Annotated in this window: 19 protein-coding genes; 14 read left to right on the top strand and 5 right to left on the bottom strand. The window is 66.4% G+C overall.

Annotated elements, in window-relative coordinates; all coding sequences use genetic code 11:
• Positions 1–203 precede the first annotated feature (203 nt).
• The 13 genes from manB (at position 204) to ACOOHB_RS21035 (ending at position 13,246) form a co-directional block, all read left to right on the top strand.
• Positions 204–1,562, top strand: a complete 1,359-nt coding sequence (gene manB / locus ACOOHB_RS20975; RefSeq protein ID WP_420446722.1) for a phosphomannomutase/phosphoglucomutase — start codon at positions 204–206, stop codon at positions 1,560–1,562.
• Positions 1,563–1,624: 62 nt separating this feature from the next.
• Positions 1,625–1,861 carry a Trm112 family protein gene (locus ACOOHB_RS20980; protein ID WP_420446723.1) on the top strand — a complete coding sequence of 79 codons (237 nt, stop codon included), beginning with the start codon at positions 1,625–1,627 and terminating at the stop codon, positions 1,859–1,861.
• A gap of 46 nt (positions 1,862–1,907) precedes the next feature.
• The gene (locus tag ACOOHB_RS20985; RefSeq protein ID WP_420446724.1) at positions 1,908–2,993 is read left to right on the top strand and encodes an SIS domain-containing protein; all 1,086 of its coding nucleotides are present in this window, start codon (positions 1,908–1,910) and stop codon (positions 2,991–2,993) included.
• A gap of 13 nt (positions 2,994–3,006) precedes the next feature.
• Positions 3,007–4,473, top strand: coding sequence for an adenosylhomocysteinase (gene ahcY, locus ACOOHB_RS20990; RefSeq protein WP_420446725.1), 1,467 nt, complete (start codon positions 3,007–3,009; stop codon positions 4,471–4,473).
• Between the two features lie 50 nt (positions 4,474–4,523).
• Positions 4,524–5,168 carry a ComF family protein gene (locus tag ACOOHB_RS20995; protein ID WP_420446726.1) on the top strand — a complete coding sequence of 215 codons (645 nt, stop codon included), beginning with the start codon at positions 4,524–4,526 and terminating at the stop codon, positions 5,166–5,168.
• Between the two features lies 1 nt (position 5,169).
• Positions 5,170–5,832 carry a ribosome hibernation-promoting factor, HPF/YfiA family gene (gene hpf / locus ACOOHB_RS21000; RefSeq protein ID WP_420446727.1) on the top strand — a complete coding sequence of 221 codons (663 nt, stop codon included), beginning with the start codon at positions 5,170–5,172 and terminating at the stop codon, positions 5,830–5,832.
• Positions 5,833–5,924: 92 nt separating this feature from the next.
• Positions 5,925–8,711 (top strand): preprotein translocase subunit SecA, encoded by a 2,787-nt coding sequence (gene secA, locus ACOOHB_RS21005; RefSeq protein ID WP_420446728.1) that lies wholly within the window; start codon positions 5,925–5,927, stop codon positions 8,709–8,711.
• A gap of 21 nt (positions 8,712–8,732) precedes the next feature.
• Positions 8,733–9,854, top strand: a complete 1,122-nt coding sequence (prfB, locus tag ACOOHB_RS21010; RefSeq protein ID WP_420446952.1) for a peptide chain release factor 2 — start codon at positions 8,733–8,735, stop codon at positions 9,852–9,854.
• Between the two features lie 116 nt (positions 9,855–9,970).
• Positions 9,971–10,705, top strand: coding sequence for a cell division ATP-binding protein FtsE (gene ftsE / locus ACOOHB_RS21015; protein ID WP_420446729.1), 735 nt, complete (start codon positions 9,971–9,973; stop codon positions 10,703–10,705).
• The gene (locus ACOOHB_RS21020; protein ID WP_420446730.1) at positions 10,702–11,595 is read left to right on the top strand and encodes a cell division protein FtsX; all 894 of its coding nucleotides are present in this window, start codon (positions 10,702–10,704) and stop codon (positions 11,593–11,595) included. The genes ftsE and ACOOHB_RS21020 overlap by 4 nt, the downstream gene beginning before the upstream one ends.
• 95 nt (positions 11,596–11,690) lie before the next feature.
• Positions 11,691–12,590, top strand: a complete 900-nt coding sequence (locus tag ACOOHB_RS21025) for a crotonase/enoyl-CoA hydratase family protein (protein ID WP_420446731.1) — start codon at positions 11,691–11,693, stop codon at positions 12,588–12,590.
• A gap of 27 nt (positions 12,591–12,617) precedes the next feature.
• The gene (locus ACOOHB_RS21030) at positions 12,618–12,830 is read left to right on the top strand and encodes a hypothetical protein (protein WP_420446732.1); all 213 of its coding nucleotides are present in this window, start codon (positions 12,618–12,620) and stop codon (positions 12,828–12,830) included.
• A gap of 65 nt (positions 12,831–12,895) precedes the next feature.
• Positions 12,896–13,246, top strand: coding sequence for a CoA transferase (locus ACOOHB_RS21035; protein ID WP_420446733.1), 351 nt, complete (start codon positions 12,896–12,898; stop codon positions 13,244–13,246).
• A 5-nt stretch (positions 13,247–13,251) separates the two neighbouring features.
• Here ACOOHB_RS21035 and ACOOHB_RS21040 read toward each other — a convergent pair whose 3' ends face one another.
• Both ACOOHB_RS21040 and ACOOHB_RS21045 read right to left on the bottom strand, forming a co-directional pair.
• Positions 13,252–14,550 carry an MFS transporter gene (locus ACOOHB_RS21040; RefSeq protein WP_420446734.1) on the bottom strand — a complete coding sequence of 433 codons (1,299 nt, stop codon included), beginning with the start codon at positions 14,548–14,550 and terminating at the stop codon, positions 13,252–13,254.
• Between the two features lie 66 nt (positions 14,551–14,616).
• Positions 14,617–15,228 (bottom strand): EthD domain-containing protein, encoded by a 612-nt coding sequence (locus ACOOHB_RS21045; protein ID WP_420446735.1) that lies wholly within the window; start codon positions 15,226–15,228, stop codon positions 14,617–14,619.
• A 141-nt stretch (positions 15,229–15,369) separates the two neighbouring features.
• On the opposite strand from ACOOHB_RS21045, the gene ACOOHB_RS21050 reads away from it, so the two are divergent.
• A complete protein-coding gene (locus ACOOHB_RS21050; RefSeq protein WP_420446953.1) occupies positions 15,370–15,705 on the top strand; it encodes a metallopeptidase family protein in 336 nt (111 codons plus the stop codon).
• 43 nt (positions 15,706–15,748) lie between these two features.
• On the opposite strand, the gene ACOOHB_RS21055 is transcribed toward ACOOHB_RS21050, so the two are convergent.
• The 3 genes from ACOOHB_RS21055 to ACOOHB_RS21065 form a co-directional block, all read right to left on the bottom strand.
• Positions 15,749–16,873, bottom strand: coding sequence for an acyl-CoA dehydrogenase family protein (locus ACOOHB_RS21055; RefSeq protein ID WP_420446736.1), 1,125 nt, complete (start codon positions 16,871–16,873; stop codon positions 15,749–15,751).
• A gap of 24 nt (positions 16,874–16,897) precedes the next feature.
• Positions 16,898–17,686, bottom strand: coding sequence for a dienelactone hydrolase family protein (locus ACOOHB_RS21060; protein ID WP_420446737.1), 789 nt, complete (start codon positions 17,684–17,686; stop codon positions 16,898–16,900).
• 63 nt (positions 17,687–17,749) lie between these two features.
• Entirely contained in the window at positions 17,750–19,282 is a 1,533-nt protein-coding gene (locus ACOOHB_RS21065) for a DUF222 domain-containing protein (RefSeq protein ID WP_420446738.1), read from the bottom strand.
• Between the last annotated feature and the right edge of the window lie 18 nt (positions 19,283–19,300).

The raw sequence follows: 19,300 nt of genomic DNA on the forward strand, positions 1-19,300 counted from the left end.
TCCCACCCTAGGTAGACGGGCGTGCAAATTGCAAGGGGGTTGCTGGAAACGGCCGCGCACTGCTGCGCGGAAATGTGTAATTCGAAGGGGGACAAAGCTAAGTCAACTCAGGTTTCCATCCCCACGGAAACCGGCAGATATTGAGGCCTTGCAACGGTCGTAGAGAGCACTTCGGGACGCGCCGCTTAGGCTCTGGAAGCGATATGGCGGGACGCATCGATCCGGTGCCAGCCGATGTCTTGGAGGGCATCGTCAAGGCATATGACATACGTGGCATTTGTCCTGACGAGCTGGGTCCGTCGGCGGCGCGTGGCATTGGCTACGCCTTCGCTGAGTGGTCGGGTGCGACACAGCTCGTACTGGGGCGGGACATGCGTCCGAGCGGTGTCTCGTTGGCGGAAGCGTTCGCCAGCGGCGCGCAAGCAGCCGGGGTCGACGTCATCGACATCGGGCTGGCTTCGACGGACCTGCTCTATTTCGCTTCGGGCCACCTGGACCTGCCGGGAGCAATGCTGACGGCGTCGCACAATCCGGCTGCCTACAACGGCGTCAAGCTGTGCGGACCCGGCGCTGCACCGGTAGGTGCCAGCAGCGGTCTCGCCGACATTGCTCAGCGGGCAGCACAAGGTGCTGCGTCGACTGCCGGCGGGGGCCAGCGCCACTCGCGTGACCTGCTCGACATGTTCGCAATCCATGTCCGTTCGTTCGTCGACGTCGAGTCGCTTGCCCCCTTGCGAGTGGTGGCCGACACGGCCAACGGCATGGGGGGCTACGTGCTGCCGGCGGTCTTCGGGCCGCTGCCGTTCGAGTGGGAGCTGATGTACGGCGAGCTCGACGGCACCTTTCCCAACCACCCGGCCGACCCGATCCAGCCCGAGAACCTCGTCGATCTCAGCGAGCGCGTGCTGGAGATTGGGGCCGATATCGGCCTTGCGTTCGATGGCGATGCGGACCGGGTCTTTCTCACCGACGAACGCGGCCGTGCGGTGAGCGGATCGCTGCTCACTGCGCTGGTTGCGCAAGCCATGCTGCGCCGCTGCGGTCCGGGGCCGATTCTCCACAACCTGATCTGCTCCCGCGCCGTGCCCGAGGTCATCACTGAAGCGGGCGGCCAGCCACTGCGCACCCGGGTGGGTCACAGCTACATCAAGGCAGAAATGGCGCGCACCGGTGCCGCCTTCGGTGGCGAGCACAGCGGCCACTACTACTTCGCCGACAACTACCGTGCCGATTCAGGTCTGATCGCTGCGCTGGTCGCGCTCGAACAGCTGAGCACCGCAGCAGTGCCGTTGTCGGAGCTGCTTGCGCCCTTGGACCGGTATGCGTCCTCAGGCGAGATCAACACTCGTGTTGCCGATATTGACGAGGTGCTGCGCCGGGTGTCGACGCGCTTTGCCAGGTACTCCCAGGACCACCTCGATGGTCTCACCGTCGACGCAGGCGACTGGTGGTTCAACTTGCGGCCGTCCAATACCGAGCCGTTGCTCCGGCTGAATCTCGAAGCGCCCGACGCCGAAGCTGTGGCAGAACGAGTGAGCGAAATCTCAGCGCTGCTGGCATGATCGCCACGTGGATCCGCAACCGACGTCGGACGGCTGGCTCCGGCCGCGTCCAAGAGGTACGCATGGGACTTGATCCGGCCTTGTCAGAAATCCTGGCTTGCCCGCAGGACAAGGGACCGCTCTACTTCGTGGCGGAGCAGGATCTGCTCTACAACCCGCGCTTGGGGCGGACCTATTCCATCGACAACGGCATTCCCGTGTTGCTGATCGACGAGGGTTCCGACGCAGATCCAGCCACCGCCGCAGCGCTGGACGCTCGCATCGCGAGCGGCGAACTCAGTCCGACGTTCGAACAGTGACCCGCAACGCAGACCGGTCAGCGCCTGGCGCGGGGAGGCTCTTGGGATGACTCGGTCGACGGGGCTTGAGGTAACCGGCACCGACTCGATGGGGATGGCGGCCGCCACCCATGCACTGCCGGCGCAGCTCGAGGCCGCGCTGGCCGCCGCCGTAGACGTGGTGGGCCCAGCAGGGAGCGACCCCATCACCAATGTCGTCGCCATGGGCATGGGAGGTTCGGGGGTCGCCGGGGACATCACCTCGGCGCTCGCGGCGCCGCACATGCGTGTGCCGGTCACCGTTGTCAAGGGGTACGAGTGTCCCGCCTTTGTCGGCCCGCAAACGCTGGCGATAGCGGTCTCATTCAGCGGCAACACCGAAGAGACCCTCGAAGCGGCCACGGCCGCGCATGACGCCGGCGCCTCAATTGTCGCAGTCACCTCAGGCGGCCAGCTGGCCGAGCTGGCTCGCCACTGGGGTGCGCCGCTCTATGAAGTGGACAGCAGCATCCCGATGCCGAGAGCGGCAGTCGGCGCCATTTCGGTCGCGCCCCTCGTGGCGCTCGAACGTGCTGGTTTGCTGTCGGGTATTGCCGGCTGGGTCGGCGCGACCGTTGCCCAGCTGCGTTCGCGCCAAGACAGCACCGACACTGAGGTCGATTCGCTTGACGAGTTCGTCAGCGCGATCGGCAACGGCGAGATGCTGCCGGTCTTCTACGGCGGGGGCGCACTGGGGGTCGTCGCCGCGGGCCGCGCCAAGGCCCAGATCAATGAGAACGTCAAGATCCCGGCATACGCCAGCGCGATGCCCGAGCTGTGCCACAACGAGCTCGCCGGATGGGATCAGGCGGGCCGTCTCATCGATGGTTCGCCCTTGGCGGTGATCGCGCTGCGTCACGATTTCGAACATCCTCAAATCCGGCGCCGCTACGACTTCACCCGCCGCATCTTGGACGGCGCCCGCGTCGCTGTGCCCTACGCAGAGTTGCGTGCCGCTGGCGAGGGCGCGATGGCGCAGCTGTTCGACCTCATTTACCAGGTCGATGTCCTGAGCCTGCGCATCGCTGCGGCGGCTCAGCGCGACCCCGGCCCTGTCCCGCTGCTCACTGAGCTCAAGACGTATCTCGCCGGGCATCCTGCTCGCCATCCGTGACCAAGGTGATCCGATGTCTGTGACTTCTCAGCCGACGACCGACTTTGAGGTCGCCGATCTCGCCTTGGCGGCAGCGGGCCGCCGGCAGATCGAGCTGGCTGAGGTCGAGATGCCTGGGCTCATGGCGCTGCGCGCCCGGCACTTCGACGCGCAGCCGCTTCGAGGGGCCCGCATCACCGGCTCATTGCACATGACCGTGCAGACCGCCGTGCTCATCGAGACGCTGGCAGATCTCGGCGCTCAGGTGCGCTGGGCCTCGTGCAACATCTTCTCCACCCAGGACGAAGCGGCGGCAGCCGTGGTGGTCGGGCGGGACGGGACGCTCGACGATCCGCGGGGTGTGCCTGTCTTCGCGTGGAAGGGGGAGACGCTCGGTGAGTACTGGCGCTGCAACTACCGCGCGCTGCGCTGGCCGGATGGTCCCGGTCCCACGCTGATCGTCGACGACGGAGGCGATGCCACTTTGATGGTTCACCTCGGTGCCCGCTACGAGAGCATGGGCGAAGTCCCGGTCCTGATGGCCGACGGTCCCGATGCGGCCTCTCCCGACGAGGTCGCGGTGCATGAGTTGCTTGGCGAGCTGCGCCATACTGAGTCCGGCCTGTGGACCGAGATCGCGGCGGGAATCCGCGGCGTCTCAGAGGAGACCACCACCGGCGTGAACCGGCTCTATGACATGGCCGCCCGCGGCGAGCTGACCTTCCCTGCGTACAGCGTGAACGACTCGGTCACCAAGTCCAAGTTCGACAACCTCTACGGCTGTCGGCATTCGCTCATTGACGGCATCAACCGGGCAACCGACGTAATGCTCGGCGGCAAGGTGGCGTTCGTGGCGGGCTACGGCGATGTCGGCAAGGGCTGTGCGCAGGCGCTTCGGGGCCAAGGCTGCCGGGTCATCGTCTCGGAGATCGACCCCATCAACGCGTTGCAGGCCGCCATGGAGGGTTTCGAAGTCGACCGGCTCGAAAACGTGCTCGGCATCGCCGACATCTACGTCACCGCGACCGGCAACCGCGACATCATCTCCGCCGAGCACATGTCGCGAATGAAGCACCAAGCCGTCGTGGCCAACATCGGGCATTTCGACAACGAGATCGACATGGCGGGCCTGGCGGCGATGTCTGATGTCCGGCGAAACCCGATCAAGCCCCAGGTGGACGAGTTCGTCTTCCCGACCGGAAATTCGGTCATCGTGCTGGCCGAAGGCCGGCTCGTGAACCTGGGCTGTGCGACCGGGCATCCCAGCTTCGTGATGTCGATGAGCTTCACGAACCAGGTGCTCGCCCAGCTCGAACTGCATGCGCACGCATCCGAGCTTGACGTTGACGTCCACGTGCTGCCCAAGCACCTCGACGAGGAGGTGGCGCGTCTGCACCTCGACAAGCTCGGGGCCAAGCTCACCCGCCTGACCTCAGTGCAGGCCTCCTACCTCGGCCTCGACCCTGAGGGCCCGTACAAGGCAGACCGTTACCGCTACTGAGGTTCAAATTCGCTTCAGCACCCGGTGGCCGCGCACCTACGGTCCGCGTCGTGCTGTTCGAAGTGCGCTGTCCTGGCTGCCACGTATTGGGATGGTGCCCGTGCGCTGAGTGCATCGAGGCACTGAGCGATCCCGAGCCGGCGTCGGTACCAGGTGCTGAATCGGTCGCCCTGCTCTTCTCGCACGATGGCGTCGGTCGCGAGTTCATCCATGCGCTCAAGTACCGGGGCGAGCGAGCCATCGCACGATGGCTCGGAGAATCGCTCGCCCTCGCATACCTCGCAGCGCCGTCTCTGCCGGCGCGCATCGACACAGCGCCGTCTCTGCCGGCGCGCATCGACACAGTCACCTGGGCGCCGACGACGGCAGCGCACCGCCGCTCGCGCGGCTTTGATCAGGCTGAGACGCTGGCGAGAACAACCGCCAAGGCGTTGCGTGTGCGCCCAGCGCGGTTGCTGCGGCGGATCGGCTCGAAGGCACAGTCGGGCGCCGGCAGAGCCGAACGCCTCCACGGTCCCAGTTTCAGTGGACGGGTTCGTGCCGCAGGGCGCCGGATCTTGCTTGTCGATGACGTGCTCACCACCGGGGCGACGCTGCGCGCCGCGACCGCTGCGTTGTTGGATGCGGGCGCAGCCTCCGTGCACGTGGCAGCGTGTGCTCGACGGGGTCACGACGGTGCCGCGTCTGTTGCCTAACATGGCAATCCCTTCACTTCGGGCAGGAACGTCTCACCGGGCAGCTGCCCAGAAAGCCGAGGCAATGCAGATCATCATCACGGGTCGCAAGGTTCAGGTTCCCGACGATGTGCGGGCTGCGGTGGAGCGAAAGATCGGGGCGCTGGACAGATTCGTCGGTGACCTGGATCGGGCCGAGGTGGTGTTCCGGGAAGAGAAGAACCCGCGCATCGCCGAGCGTGAGCAGGTGGAGGTCACACTGCTCGGCCACGGACACCGTGTGCGCGCCTCAGTGGCTGGCGTTGACCAGCACCAGGCGGTTGACCTCGCGGTCGGCAAGCTCGGCAAGCAGTTGCGCAAGCTCAAGACTCGTGTCGTACGGCGCCATCGCCCGAACCTGCAACGCGATGAGGTCCACCATCCGCTGGCTCGCCTCGACAACGAACTGGTCAACGGTGCTGCGGCTCCCGAGCAGGCGGCGGACATCGACGACCCTGAATGGGTCCCTCGTATCGTGCGCCGCAAGACGTTCGAGCTGGAGTTGATGGATCCCGCCGAAGCCGTCGCCCGGATGCAGCTGCTCGACCACGAGTTCTTCCTTTTCGTGAATGTCGACAGCGACAAGCCCAGCGTGGTGTACCTGCGCTCGGACGGAGACGCAGGGCTCATCGAGATCGACTCCTGAACCATCCCGAGCTGCGCTAGCGCCCCTCCGCCACCCAACTTGGCCGCCTAATCCTCGGCTCTGGCGCCGGGGGTCAGCGGTAGCCTGCGCTCGTGGCTCTGTTTCAGCGTTTGCTCCGTGCCGGCGAAGGCAAGAAGCTGCGCCTGTTGGAGGAGTTGGTCCCCGAAATCAACGTCGTCGAGCCAGAGGTGGAGCGGCTCTCCGATGACGAGTTGCGGGCTCGCACGGGCGAGTTTCGCGCTGAGCTCGACCGAGGCGCCGACCTCAACGACGTCCTCGTCGATGCCTTCGCAGTCATGCGCGAGGCGGCACGCCGTGTGATCGGCCAGCGCCACTACGACGTGCAGCTCATCGGCGGGGCGGCGCTGCACTTCGGCTGGGTGGCCGAGATGCGCACAGGCGAGGGAAAGACACTCGTCTCGACGCTGCCGGTGTACCTCAATGCGCTGAGCGGCAAGGGCGTCCACATCGTCACCGTGAACGACTACCTCGCCGCCCGCGACGCCGAGTGGATGGGCCGCATCCACCGCTTCCTGGGTCTGGAGGTGGGGCTCGTGGTGCCCGGCCCCTACGACGCTGTGCACAAGCGTCGCCAGTACGCCGCCGACATCACCTACGGCACCAACAATGAGTTCGGCTTCGACTATCTGCGAGACAACATGGCGCCGACTCGCAGCGCCCAAGTCCAGCGCGGCCACAACTACTGCATCGTCGACGAGGTCGACTCGATCCTCATCGACGAGGCCCGTACGCCGCTCATCATCAGCGGCCGAGTTGCGGACGCCGCAAAGCTCTACCAGCAGTTCGCTCGTATCGCAGCGACGATGATCCGGGACGTCGACTACGAGGTCGAAGAAGACAAGCGCAACGTGGCAGTGCTCGAACCGGGCATCACCAAGGTCGAGCGGGCGCTCAACATCGACAACCTGTACGACGAGGTCTCGGCCAACCTGGTTCACCAGATGAACGCCGCGCTGCGGGCCAAGGAGCTCTACCGGCGAGACCGCGACTATGTCGTCTCTCATGGCGAGGTGAAGATCGTCGACGAGTTCACGGGCCGCATCCTGGAGGGACGGCGCTGGAGCGAGGGCCTTCACCAGGCAGTTGAGGCCATGGAGGGGGTGGCGATCAAGGAGGAAAACCAGACGCTCGCCACCATCACGCTGCAGAACTACTTCCGCCTCTACGACAAGCTCGCCGGCATGACGGGCACGGCCGCCACTGAAGCCGCCGAGTTCAGCAACACCTACGGACTTGACGTGGTCCCGGTGCCGACCCACCTTCCCGTGGTGCGCGACGACCAGGGCGACCTCATCTACAAGACCGAAGCCGCCAAGCTGGAGGCCGTCGTCGACGACATCGTTGAACGGATCCGCGCGGGCCAGCCGACCCTTGTCGGCACCGTCAGCGTGGAGAATTCCGAGAAGCTGGCAGCCGCGCTCGATCGCCGGGGCATCGGCCACAGCGTGCTCAACGCCAAGGAGCACATGCGCGAGGCTGAGATCATCGCCCAGGCGGGTCGGCTGGGCTCGGTCACCGTGGCCACGAACATGGCCGGCCGCGGCGTCGACATCCTGCTCGGCGGCAACCCTGAGGGTCTGGCACGCCGCGACCTGCTGCGCGAGAAGCTCGATCCTGACGAGCCGGACAACGCAGCGGAATTGGCAACCCGTGTCGAGCGCTACGAGCCCGAGTGCCGGACGGAAGGCGACGAGGTGCGCAAGCTGGGCGGCCTCTACGTGCTCGGGACCGAGCGCCATGAGTCACGGCGTATCGACAATCAGCTGCGAGGCCGTTCCGGGCGGCAGGGCGATGCGGGAGCGAGCCGTTTCTACCTCTCTCTGGAAGACGACTTGATGCGCCTGTTCGCCACCGGGGCGGTGAACTGGGTGATGGATCGCACGTTGCCCGACGATGTGCCGCTTGAGGCGAAGATGGTCACCAAGGCCATTGAGCGAGCGCAGAACACCGTTGAGCAGAAGAACGCCGAAGTCCGCAAAAACGTCCTCAAGTACGACGAGGTGATGAACGAGCAGCGCAAGGTGATATATGCGCGGCGGGAGCAGATCCTCGGTGGCGACGATCTGCGCGCCGAGTCGCTGGGCTATCTGCAAGACGCTGCGGAAGCTGCAGTGCTGGATCACTGCACAGGCGATGTCGTTTCCGAATGGGATCTCGACGGGCTGCTGGCCACGATCGGCACCTACTGGCCAACCGAGCTCACGGTTGCCGAGTTGTCGGGCGAACCTCAGCGGGACTGGGGGGTCGCCGATGCGGTCGAGCTGGTGTGCGCCGACGGCGAGCACCACTACACCGCACGAGAGGCCGAGATCGGATCCGAAGCGATGCGCGAGGTGGAGCGGCAAGTGCTGCTCCGTCTCATCGACCAGCGTTGGCGGGAGCACCTCGCAGACATGGATCATCTGCGTGAGGGCATTCACCTGCGCGGGATCGGCCAGAAGGACCCCGTGGCGGAGTGGCAGCGAGAGGGCTTCGACATGTTCGCCAGCCTGCTCGAGCGGGTCTACCGCGACTTCGTCACCTACGTGATGCACGTGCAGGTCGCGACCGCCACCAGCGGATCGTCCTCGGCGCCAGGGTCAGCGACGTCCGCGGCCCCCAGCGGCCCCCAGCAAACCACCGACGTTCGATACTCGGCACCGGATCTCACGCCCTCGACGGTGGGTGCCGGCAACGGCGCAGAAGCCGCTGTCTCCGCAACGTCAGTGCCGCGAGGCGCCGGCGGTCCGTCGCAATCGCGTCGCATTGCGGCGGCCGCCACCGGCACTGTGGTGAAGTCGGCTGAGCAAAAGCTGGGACGCAACGATCCCTGCCATTGCGGATCGGGCCGCAAGCTCAAGCACTGCCACGGCCACTGAGGCATCACCGTGAGCCGAACATTGACCGACTATGCCGACGCGCTGGCCGACCTGGATCGGCGCGTGGCCGAGGCACATCAATACCTGGGGATAGACGAGGCGCGTTTGGTGGCGAGCGAGCTGGAGGCCAAGGCGTCAGAACCGTCGCTGTGGGACGATCCTGACCGCGCTCGAGCGGTCACCACCCAGCTGTCGCGAGTGCGTGACGACATCGAGCGCTGGGAGCGGACGCGGGCCGAGGTGGACGATGCGGGGGCACTCGCCGAGCTCGCGACCGAAGAGGACGACGCCGAGCTGTTGCCCGAGATCGACGAAGCGGTCGAAGCGGCAGAGCGCCGACTCGCGGACATCGAGCTGGTGGCGCTGTTCAGCGGTGAGCACGACGAGAACGACGCGGTCTGCGAGATCAATTCCGGCGCAGGAGGCACTGACGCTTGCGACTGGGCCGAAATGCTGCTGCGCATGTATCAGCGTTGGGCCGAGCGCAACGACTTCTCCGTCGAGCTGACCGAGGCCACCGACGGGGGAGAGGCCGGGATCAGCTCTGCGACCTTCCTCGTGAAGGGGCGACACGCCTTCGGCTTTCTTGCAGCCGAGCGAGGCGTGCACCGGTTGGTTCGCATCTCGCCGTTCGATGCACAGTCACGGCGGCATACGGCGTTTGCCTCGCTGCGGGTCGTGCCGTTCTTCGACGAGGTCTCCGACGAGGTTCCCATCGACGAGGGCGACCTGCGCATCGACACGTACCGCTCGTCGGGGGCCGGCGGCCAGCACGTCAACGTCACCGACTCGGCGGTGCGCATCACGCACCTGCCCTCGGGCATCGTTGTGGCTTGCCAGAACGAGCGCAGCCAGCACCAGAACAAGGACCGGGCGATGCAGATGCTGGCCGCCAAGCTCGCCGACCTGCAGCGTTCCGAGCGCGAGGCAGAGGTGACCGCGCTGGCAGGCGAGCAGCGCGAGGTGGCCTGGGGCAGCCAGATCCGCTCGTACGTGCTGCACCCCTACCAGCAGGTCAAGGACCTGCGGACCGGCATGGAAATCGGCAATGTGGATGCTGTGCTCGACGGCGAGCTGAACGGCCTGATGGAGGCGTACCTGCGCTGGCAACGCTCCCAGCGGGGCTCCGGCGGCGGCGCATAGCCGGCGGAATGGATGAGCCCGGGGAGTGACCGGGACTCGGCGGGCCGCTGGCGTACCGTGGGAAGCGGTTTGGTGATGCGGGCGGGCTGGACCCGGCCCGACGACCGAAGGCGCGCATGATTCGCTTCGACAACGTCACGAAGATCTACAAGGGCGAGACGCGAGCGGTCGACCGCGTAACCCTCAATATCGAGAAGGGCGAATTTGTCTTCCTGGTGGGGCCGTCCGGGTCGGGCAAGTCCACGATGCTGCGCCTCATGACCTGTGAGGAGAAGGTCACCGACGGCAATATCCACGTGGCCGGAAAGGACCTGTCGAAGCTGACCAGCTGGCGCGTGCCCTACTTGCGGCGAAATATCGGATCGGTCTTCCAGGACTTCAAGCTGTTGCCCAACAAGACCGTCTACGAGAACGTGGCGTTCGCGCTCGAGGTCATCGGACGTCCTGAGAGCGTCATTCGCACGCAGGTCCCAGCCATCTTGGAGCTGGTCGGGCTGGAGGACAAGCACAAGCGTTTTCCCGACGAGCTGTCGGGTGGCGAGCAGCAGCGCGTGAGCATTGCCCGAGCGTTCGTGAACCGGCCGCTCATCCTGCTCGCAGACGAGCCCACCGGGAACCTCGACCCCGACACCTCAACCGAGCTCACCTCGCTGCTGGACCGGATCAATCGCACCGGCACAACTGTGGTCATGGCCACCCATGACCGCACGATCGTGGACCGCATGCGGCGCCGGGTAGTGGCGCTGCAGCACGGCGAGCTGGTGCGCGACGAGCAGCGGGGCGCATACGGCAGCGAGACGGAGTCGCTGGAGGCTGTCGCCGCCCGACCTCCCGAATGGGTGGATCCGTGACCCGGATTCGTTACTTCGCGCGGGAGACTTGGACCAACATCCGGCGCAATCTCACGCTGACGGTCGCTGCGATTCTCACGGTGGCTGTCGGCGTGATGCTGGTGGGCATGGGGCTCATGGCGGGCTACGCCAGCGGAAACGCGCTCGACCGCTGGGAGGGCGGCGTCCAATTCGAGGTGTTCTTGAACCCGCAGATCGATCCCACCCAGATCGACGCACTTGGCATCGAGTTGCAGTCGCACCCTGAGATCGACCGCATCGAGTTCTTCAGCTCCGATAAGGCCTACGCGCTCGTGTCCCAGCAGATGGCCGACCAGCCCGAGTTGCTGGCTCAGGTTTCACCCGAGGCGCTGCCCGCGTCTTACCGGGTAGTGCCCCGTACGGTCGAGGCAGAGCTGATCGAGTCCCTCGCTGCGCAGTTCCGCCAGCGCCCTGGCGTGCTGTCGGTCCAGACCGGCCGTGAAGAGGTCGACGCCATCCGGACGTGGTTCACCTCGTTCCAGGGAATCGTGCTGCTGCTGTCGATCGTGCTGTCGGGTGCCAGCGTCATGCTCATCTTCAACTCGATCCGGGTGGCCATGTTCGCCCGCCGCCGCGAGATCGAGGTCATGAAGCTGGTCGGTGCCACGAACAGCTTCATCCGGTTCCCGTTCATGCTCGAAGGCATGCTGCACGGCCTGGCCGGCGGCATCATCGGGGCGATTGCGGCAGGCGCACTGCGCGGTCATGTCGAGGGGCTGTTCTCCCGCTCGGAGATCCTGGCGTTCTTCAGGTCGTTCGTGGTGACGTCCAACCAGTTCACAACCGTGGTGATCGTCACGGTGATCGCCGGCGTGCTCGTGGGCATACTCGGCTCTGCCTTTGCAGCGAGTCGCTTCCTCGACGTTTGAGACGGCTCGACGTTTGAGACGGCTCGACGTGTAGAAACACCGGGGCCGCGGCATCAGGCGGCGGACATGAAGCGCTACGACCCCGGGGAGGCCCCATGCCGGAGTTCGAGACGATCCTGTACGAGGTTGACGAACACGTCGCCACCATCACCCTCAACCGGCCGGAGCGACTGAACGCCTTCAACAGCCAGATGCAGCGCGATGTGCTCGATGCAATCGATCTCGCGGATGCCGATGACGAAGTTCGAGCGGTGATCTTCACTGGCGCCGGCCGCGGCTACTGCGCCGGAGCCGACCTGGGCACGGGCGCCGCCACGTTCGACTATGACCGCCAGACCGACGAGCAGAAGGCCGAGCGTGCCATCGAGGGACGCGCAGCCGACGATCTCTCGTGGATGCGTGACGGCGGCGGCTTGCTGACGTTGCGGCTGTACGAATTCAACAAGCCGCTCATCGCTGCCATCAACGGTCCTGCCGTGGGCGTCGGCATCACGATGACGCTGCCAATGGACGTGCGGCTGGCGTCCACCAAGGCTCGCATCGGATTCGTGTTCTCCCGCCGGGGTCTGGTGCCCGAGGCGTGCTCGTCTTACTTCTTGCCACGCGTCGTGGGCGTGTCGAAGGCGCTGGAATGGTGCTTCAGCGGCCGCGTGTTCGATGCCGACGAGGCGCTTGCGGGCGGCCTGGTGCGCAGCTTGCACGAGCCCGACGACCTGCTGCCCGCAGCGCGGGCTCTCGCCGCAGAGATCGCCAAGAACACTTCCGCGATCTCGGTGACGCTGATCCGTCACATGATGTGGCGAATGCTGGGAGCGGACCACCCGATGGAGGCGCACAAAGTCGATTCCCGGGGCATCTTCAACCTCGGCCGTGGCGCCGATGCGCACGAGGGCGTGGTGTCATTCCTCGAGAAACGTTCGCCGGAGTTCTCGCTGCGCCCCAGTGAAGACCTTCCCGACTTCTTTCCCTGGTGGGACGAGCCTGAGTTCAGCTAGTCCAGCCAGCTCGTCGACCCGGCGCTGATGACAGCGGACTTCTGCCTATGCATGCCCGACGCGGCCCAAGCGCAAGAGCGTGCCCACCACTACATGGGCACCTACTTGGGCAGCCTGCTTGAGCACTACGAGGTGATGGGCGACCACTTCGCGGTGACGGAGGGCTACGACGCCTATGCCAAGGCGTCGATGGAGCTGTTCGCCGACGAGGCCCTGCCTGTGCTCAAGACGTGGGACTAGCGACGTCGAACGCAGTTCCGCCTGAGGAGGCCGCCTCACGGCAATCCCGACGCGATGCGGGGCCGGTGCTTGGACCCCTGCACGGCATCCGGGTCATTGACCTTTCGGCGGTGGTCTCGGGTCCGTTCGGCACATCGATCCTGGCCGACCAGGGTGCTGATGTCATCACCGTCGGGCCGGTCAACACCCGCACCGAGGTGATCTCCGATCCGCATGTGCGCCACCGGGGAATCGTCGTGGAGTCGGTGCATCCGACTGCTGGGCGTATTCGGACGGCCCGTCCGCCTGCCCTTTTCTCGGCGACGCCGTCTCGGCCGGCACGACCTGCGCCGCTGCACGGCGAGCACACCGACGAAATCCTCGGCTACGGCGACACCCGCTTGGCGACTCTGCGGTCCGAGGGCGTCATCGGCTGACTCCGTTACGTCGGCTGGGTGCCGGGGCCAGCAGCCTGACTCGCTGGTGCATGCGGTTCGGGATCGTCGCCCCAGCCGGTGAGCGCAATGCCCACGATGCAGGCCGCGACTGCGAGCCCGAAGGCGGGACCGAAGCTGTCGAACCAGTCGGCGAGCAGCCCCCCGATCTGCGGGCCCGCCGCAAGACCCAGTCCGAACACGATCGTCGCGAGACCGTAGGCGGCGCCGAATTCGTCGCCTTGGAGGTTGTCGCTGACGCGGGCGGCGATCGAGGCGATGATGCCCGTGAACGCCGTGCCGAAGACGAAGGCCGACACGACAGCAAGCGGCGGTCCGCCGAGTGCGAGCGCGGGGTACGCCGTCATCGTGATGATCGAGACCGTCGACACTGCGAAGCCGATCGTGACGGTGCGACGACGTCCCAGGCGATCTGCGAGGCGGCCGAAGATCGGTCCACCCGCGATGCTGCCGATGCCGATGGAGGAGAAGGCGAGTGTTGCGCTGCGGGAGTTGAAGATGTCTGAGTAGCCCTCGAGATGACTCACGATGAACGTCAGCACCGTCGTGACGACGAAGGCGTGGAGGGTGTAGGAGGTGATCAGCCTGGCGGCTTGGGGCACTTTCGCGAGCGCAGCGCGGGCGCCAGACAACCCCGTCCGAGCGGGCGTACGCGTCCACCTGCGAACAGCTACGACCAGCGCTACCAACGCCACTGCCCCAATCACGAACTCGATCCGGTAGACGTTGCGCGGGTGGCTGAGGTCGGCTGCGTTCAGCACGGCTTCAGCGCTGGTACTGGCTGGATTGCTCAGCAGCCCATCGATGACGGCCGCTGCGACCATGCCGCTGCCGACGCCGCCGGTCATCCAGCCTGCTGCTGCACCTCGCTTGAGCGGGCCCAACAGCTCTGCAGCGAGACCGGGCGTGCCGACCCACACGCCTGCAGCGCAAAAGCCCGTCAGCGCGAGTGCCGCGGCGGCAACGCCGACGTTCGGACTCCATGCCAGCAACGCCAGGCCGACCACGTTGCCCGCAAGGCCGATCCGCACGGCCCCGCTCAGGCCCATGCGTCCGACGGTCAGCGCTACGACCAGCGAGCCCAACACGTACAGCAGCAGGTTCAGCGAACCCAATGCGCCGGCGGCGGTATTGGACAGGCCGAAACCGTCCCGCAGATCGGTGTAGAGCAGCGAGTAGGTGAAGCGACCGAAAGACTGCGACACCGCCGCTGATGCGGCAAGCGTGAGCAGTGTGGCGAGCTTGCGGGCGCGACTGAACCCATCGACATGGGTCGAGGTACTCATGCTCAGTGCGCCGGGCGGCTCATCGCAGCGGGCGGGTTGAAAGGTGCTGGTGCATCGCCGCGGTGTTCAGTCGTGTGGCCAGGTCACAGCGGGCAGCGGGGGACGCTGACGGTAGATCGTCTCGGTGGAGATCACCCGTCGGGGCGATCGCTGCATGTCCGCGAACTTCGCAACGTCGTTGCGTATGACCTCCCGGTCGTGGTCGTCGCCGAAGAATCGCTCACGCAAATCGGTGAGCGAAGCGAACGAGACCAGGGCGAAGCCGTCAAAGGACGGGCCGTTGAGCGTGGCCACGACGCTGAGCTGGGTGTAGTCCCACATTCCCGGATGATGCTGCAACGCCAGCGGTGCGTGGGTGTCGCGCCAGTGGCTGTCACCCTCCCGATGAGTCAGATCAGGGTGGTGGACCATGGGAAATATCGCGGTCAGGCCAAGCGAGGCAGTGCCCGGATCGGCCCCGATGGGACGCTCGCGGATGATGCGTGAGAATGCCAAGTAGGTGCCGTGTCCTGCTGCTGGCGAGAGCACGTCGGGAGTGTCGGTGATGGCCCGCACCATCGTGCGGAATGGGAAGTTGCGGCGGTCGTCCGGGTCGGCTGCGTAGCAGACGCCTCCGATGCGGGCCGCGACCTCCGATGCGGCGTCTGGATCGTTGCCGGTGACGACGAGCTCAAGCACGCCTGCAACCTAGTGCTGGGCCGTAATCGCTGCGCAACGCAGCATTAGCCCGTAATCGCTGTGCAACGCAGCATTTGCCCGTAATCGCTGCGCAACCCGTGCTCGGGCCGACTTGTCCGGCAGGATGGGGTCGTGCTCGAGATGGACGAGGCGAGATTCGCTGATCTAGTGGAGGAAGCGCTCGAAGACATTCCCGACGCGCTGCGATCGCTCATGGACAACGTCGCCATCTTCGTGGAGGATCGGGGAGACGATCCCGACCTGCTCGGCGTCTATGAGGGCATCCCGCTGACGGAGCGCCACGACTATGGCGGGCTGGCCATGCCTGACAGCATCGTCATCTACCGTCTGCCGATCTTGGAGATGTGCGAGACGGCCGATGAGGTCGTCGAAGAGGTGCTGGTGACGGTCGTGCATGAGATCGCGCACCACTTCGGCATCGACGACGACAGGCTGCACGAATTGGGCTGGGACTGACCTGGGTGGTGCCGGTGCTCGCGAACGCTCCCGCTTGGCGACTTCAGATGCGGCCGAGGCCGAGATCCAGCCGGCCCCGCGCGACGTTTGCGGCAAGCACCTCGGTGGGTCCCTCCGCGAGCCGCAGGGCCCGCACCCGGCGCAGGATCTCCACCAGGGGATGCCCGTCGACGAGCGCCGTTCCGCCGACGAGCTGAATCGCGTCATCGCAGACCCGGCTCAGCGTCTCGGTCGCGAGCGATTTGGCCGCCATCACCTCATTGACGGCGTTCTCGCCGGCGTCGACCAAGCGCGCTGTGCGATACAGCGCGCTGCGTGCGGCGTAGGCCGCGATGCGCATGTCGCCGAGGGCGACCCGCTCGACGTCGGTCCCGATCCGCGCAGCACCGCTCGCCTCGCCGCTGCGGGCAGCCCGCTCGCTGAGTGTTCGTTCGACGAATTCGATCGCGAATCGGCACTGACCCACGCAATCCGCGGCAATGGCCATGCGAGTGGCGCTGATCTGATCCAGCGCCCGTCCCAGACCGCGTCCGGCCTCACCGATGACATGAGTTGCCGGCACCCGAACATCGGAGAATGTGAACGCGGCGTGGTGACTGCCATCGAGCGTCCCGAACCGTTGTGTGAGCACCACGCCTGGCCGGTCAGTTTCGATGAGCACCATCGCTGGCCCGGTCCCGGAGACTTCGACGAGCGCGTTGATGAAGTCGGCATCGCCGCCGCCGGTCACGTAGGACTTCTGGCCATTGATCACCAGATCGTCCCCGTCACGCACTGCCCAGGTGTGGCGCGGGGCGTCTGCGGGCTCGGTGAAGCCGAAGCCGCTGCGCAGCTCTCCAGCCAGGTACGGCAGCAGGAATTGCGAGCGCAGCGGATCGCGGACGTCGGCGAGCACGCCTGGTGACGGGCCGAAGATTCCTGGCAAGTCGCTTACGTTGCGGCTGCCGAGCGTGTCCCGGACGATCGTGAGCGCCAGCATTCCCGCCTCGGTGCCGCCGAACGCCGCTGGTTGGGTCATGCCGAACACGCCTGCGGCCATCGATGCCTGCCGCACTGCCGCACCCAGGTCTCCCGCCTCGAGGCGTGCGGGGAGCGCAGCGAGTTCGTCGCCAAGACGCTCGGCTGTGTGCAGGACCTCGGTGTGCTCCGTGTCGAGGAAGTCAGGCATCGGCGAGGAACTCCGGACCCGGAATCAGCCGAGCGTGCGAGCGAAGAGATCTGCGAGCCGCTGGTAGTGCAACTCGGCGCCCTCGGGTGAGAAGCAATAGCGCTCCCCGAAGACGAAGCCGTGCTCGGTGCCGGGATAGGTCTCGACGGTGTGCCGCACATCGATCTTGGGCAGGTGAGCCTTCAGCGCAGCGGTCTCTTCGGCGCTGACGTAGATGTCGTTCTCGGCGATGCCGAAGTACAGCTCGCCTGTCACGTCATTGAGCCTCAGGTGCGGCGAGTCGTCCTCGTCAGTAACAATGCCCGCCCCATACAGCGACGCTGCAGCGGCGAAGCGGTCCGGAAAGGCCCCGGCAGAGGCCATCACAAGCCTCCCGCCCATGCAATAGCCGACACCGCCGACCGTTCCGGCGTCGATGCCATCGTGGCCTATCAGCCACTCCAGGATCACGCCGGTGTCGGCGATGATGCGGGCATTCGTGATGTTTGCAGCGAGTCCCATCATGAACTCGCGCACGGGCAGGTAGTCGTCGTCGCCGAGCCGATTGGCGTCGATGTCGACCTGGCGGGCCAGCCGGTAGAAGGAGTTCGGCAGCACGACGACGTAGCCCATCGAGGCAATGCGCTCGGCAATGCCGACCAGCTCGGGGCGTATCCCCGACGCCGGCATGTACACGATCACGGCTCGCAGCGTCCCGTCCCGCTCGGGTGTGATCACGTGGCAGTTCATGGTGCCGTCGGCCGACGCGAGGTCAATCTCGACAACCGTGGTGGGGCAAAGCTGGTGCGACATCTGCTGGTCCTGTTGCGACATGAGGCAATCGCTCGGCCTTCTGCCCGCCGATCGCCCCTCGTAAGGGGGCCGAGCCTAAGAGCGTCAGCGGATAGGTGGGGTTGGGGTTGCGTCGCCGTGGTTGTTGTCTGCGGTGCGGCGTCCGGCATCATCTGGGGGCTTCAGTTGGGGGCGTGAGCGCTGTGGCTCGCGGCTCGGCGTGTTGGGGTTTGGGTGTCGGGGTGGGGTCTGTTCGGTGTTCGGTGTTCGGTGCTCGGTGTGCGGGGGGCGGTGTGCGGTGTCGGGCGGCGCGATCCGGTAGCGGCCGTCTCGGACAGCTACTTGCCAGTTGTGATCGTGGATGCGGTCGTGGCAGGACCAGCACACCAGCACAAGGTTGTCGACACGGGTCTTGCCGCCGCGTTTCCAAGGAATGATGTGGTGGGCTTCGCACTCACCTGGCGGCGCTGAACAGCCGATGCAGGACCCGTCGCGGGCGATCAGGGCGCGGCGCTGCGCTGCGGTGGGTGCTCGGGCGGCTGTGGTCTCGTACAGCGGTGTGAAATTGTCGCCGAAGAACACGACCGAGAGGTCGGAGTTGCACAGGATCCGCTGCAGCGTGCTGGCGGGTATGGGTCCGGTGCCGGCGACCTCGGCGATGCCGCCGCTGCGACCGAGCAGCGTGTCGAGGTCGGCACGGACGATGACCTGTGGGGCGGCTGCGCGGTGCGGTGTGCGCGCCGGTGCGGGCTCCGCAGCGGCGCGCTCGGTGTCGCTGTCGCGATCCGGCGAGCCGACGCCCGCCGACGCCAAGACACCGACAGGCTGCGACACCGGGCTATCTACGGGTTGCAGTGCTGGGCCGCTCGCGGGTTCGGGCGCTGTGGCGGTGCCGGCTGCGGTCACGGCTTGGTCGAGCGCGTCGGCCATGCGCTGGTCGCGGGTGCGCACTTCCGTGCTGTTCGCGTCGTCGGTGGCGTTGCGGCGTTGGTTGTTGCGTGCTCGTCGGCGATCAGCTTGGCGGAGCTGTTCGGCTTGGTGGCGCAGACCGCTTTGGATGCGTGCGCCCATCTCGGTGTCGAAGCTGCCGCGCATCTGCACCGAGCCGTCGTCGCCGTTCCAGAATCGCACGTTGCGGTTGCGGCGGTTGCGGCGGTGCTGCGCGGCGAGATCCTCGCCTCGTTGGTGTCGCACAGTCCAGCGTTGGGCTTCTTGGGCGAATTCGTCTGCGGGAAGCGACTTGGCTAGCTCGACGATCTCGGCGTCGTGCTGGACTGTTTGGGGGCTGGTCTTGCGGGCGGCGTGTGCGAGCCGGGCGGCGTTCGCGAGGCTGATCTCGCCCTCGGCGACCCCTGAGCGCACAGCGGGGATCTCGGCGAGCTCGGCGTCGGTGCGGACGTTGCGGGCGGCCTCGGAGCGCGACAGTCCGCCTTGCTGGCTCAGCAGCCCGACGCCGCCGTCTCCGTGCTGTTCGCGTCGGGCGACCAGCGACGCTGCCTTGGTCTCGAGCAGCTCGACGCGGCTGCGCAGCGCCTTGGCGAGCCCCAGCGTCCGGCGCAGCTCGGAGGTGGGCGCTTGCTCGACGCTGTCGAGGGCTGTGCTGAGGTGTTCGAGCGCCCGCTGCACTTGAGAGAACATACGTTCCCTCTACCGGCT

This window comes from Candidatus Poriferisodalis sp. (assembly GCF_965215815.1).
GTDB lineage: Bacteria > Actinomycetota > Acidimicrobiia > Acidimicrobiales > Poriferisodalaceae > Poriferisodalis.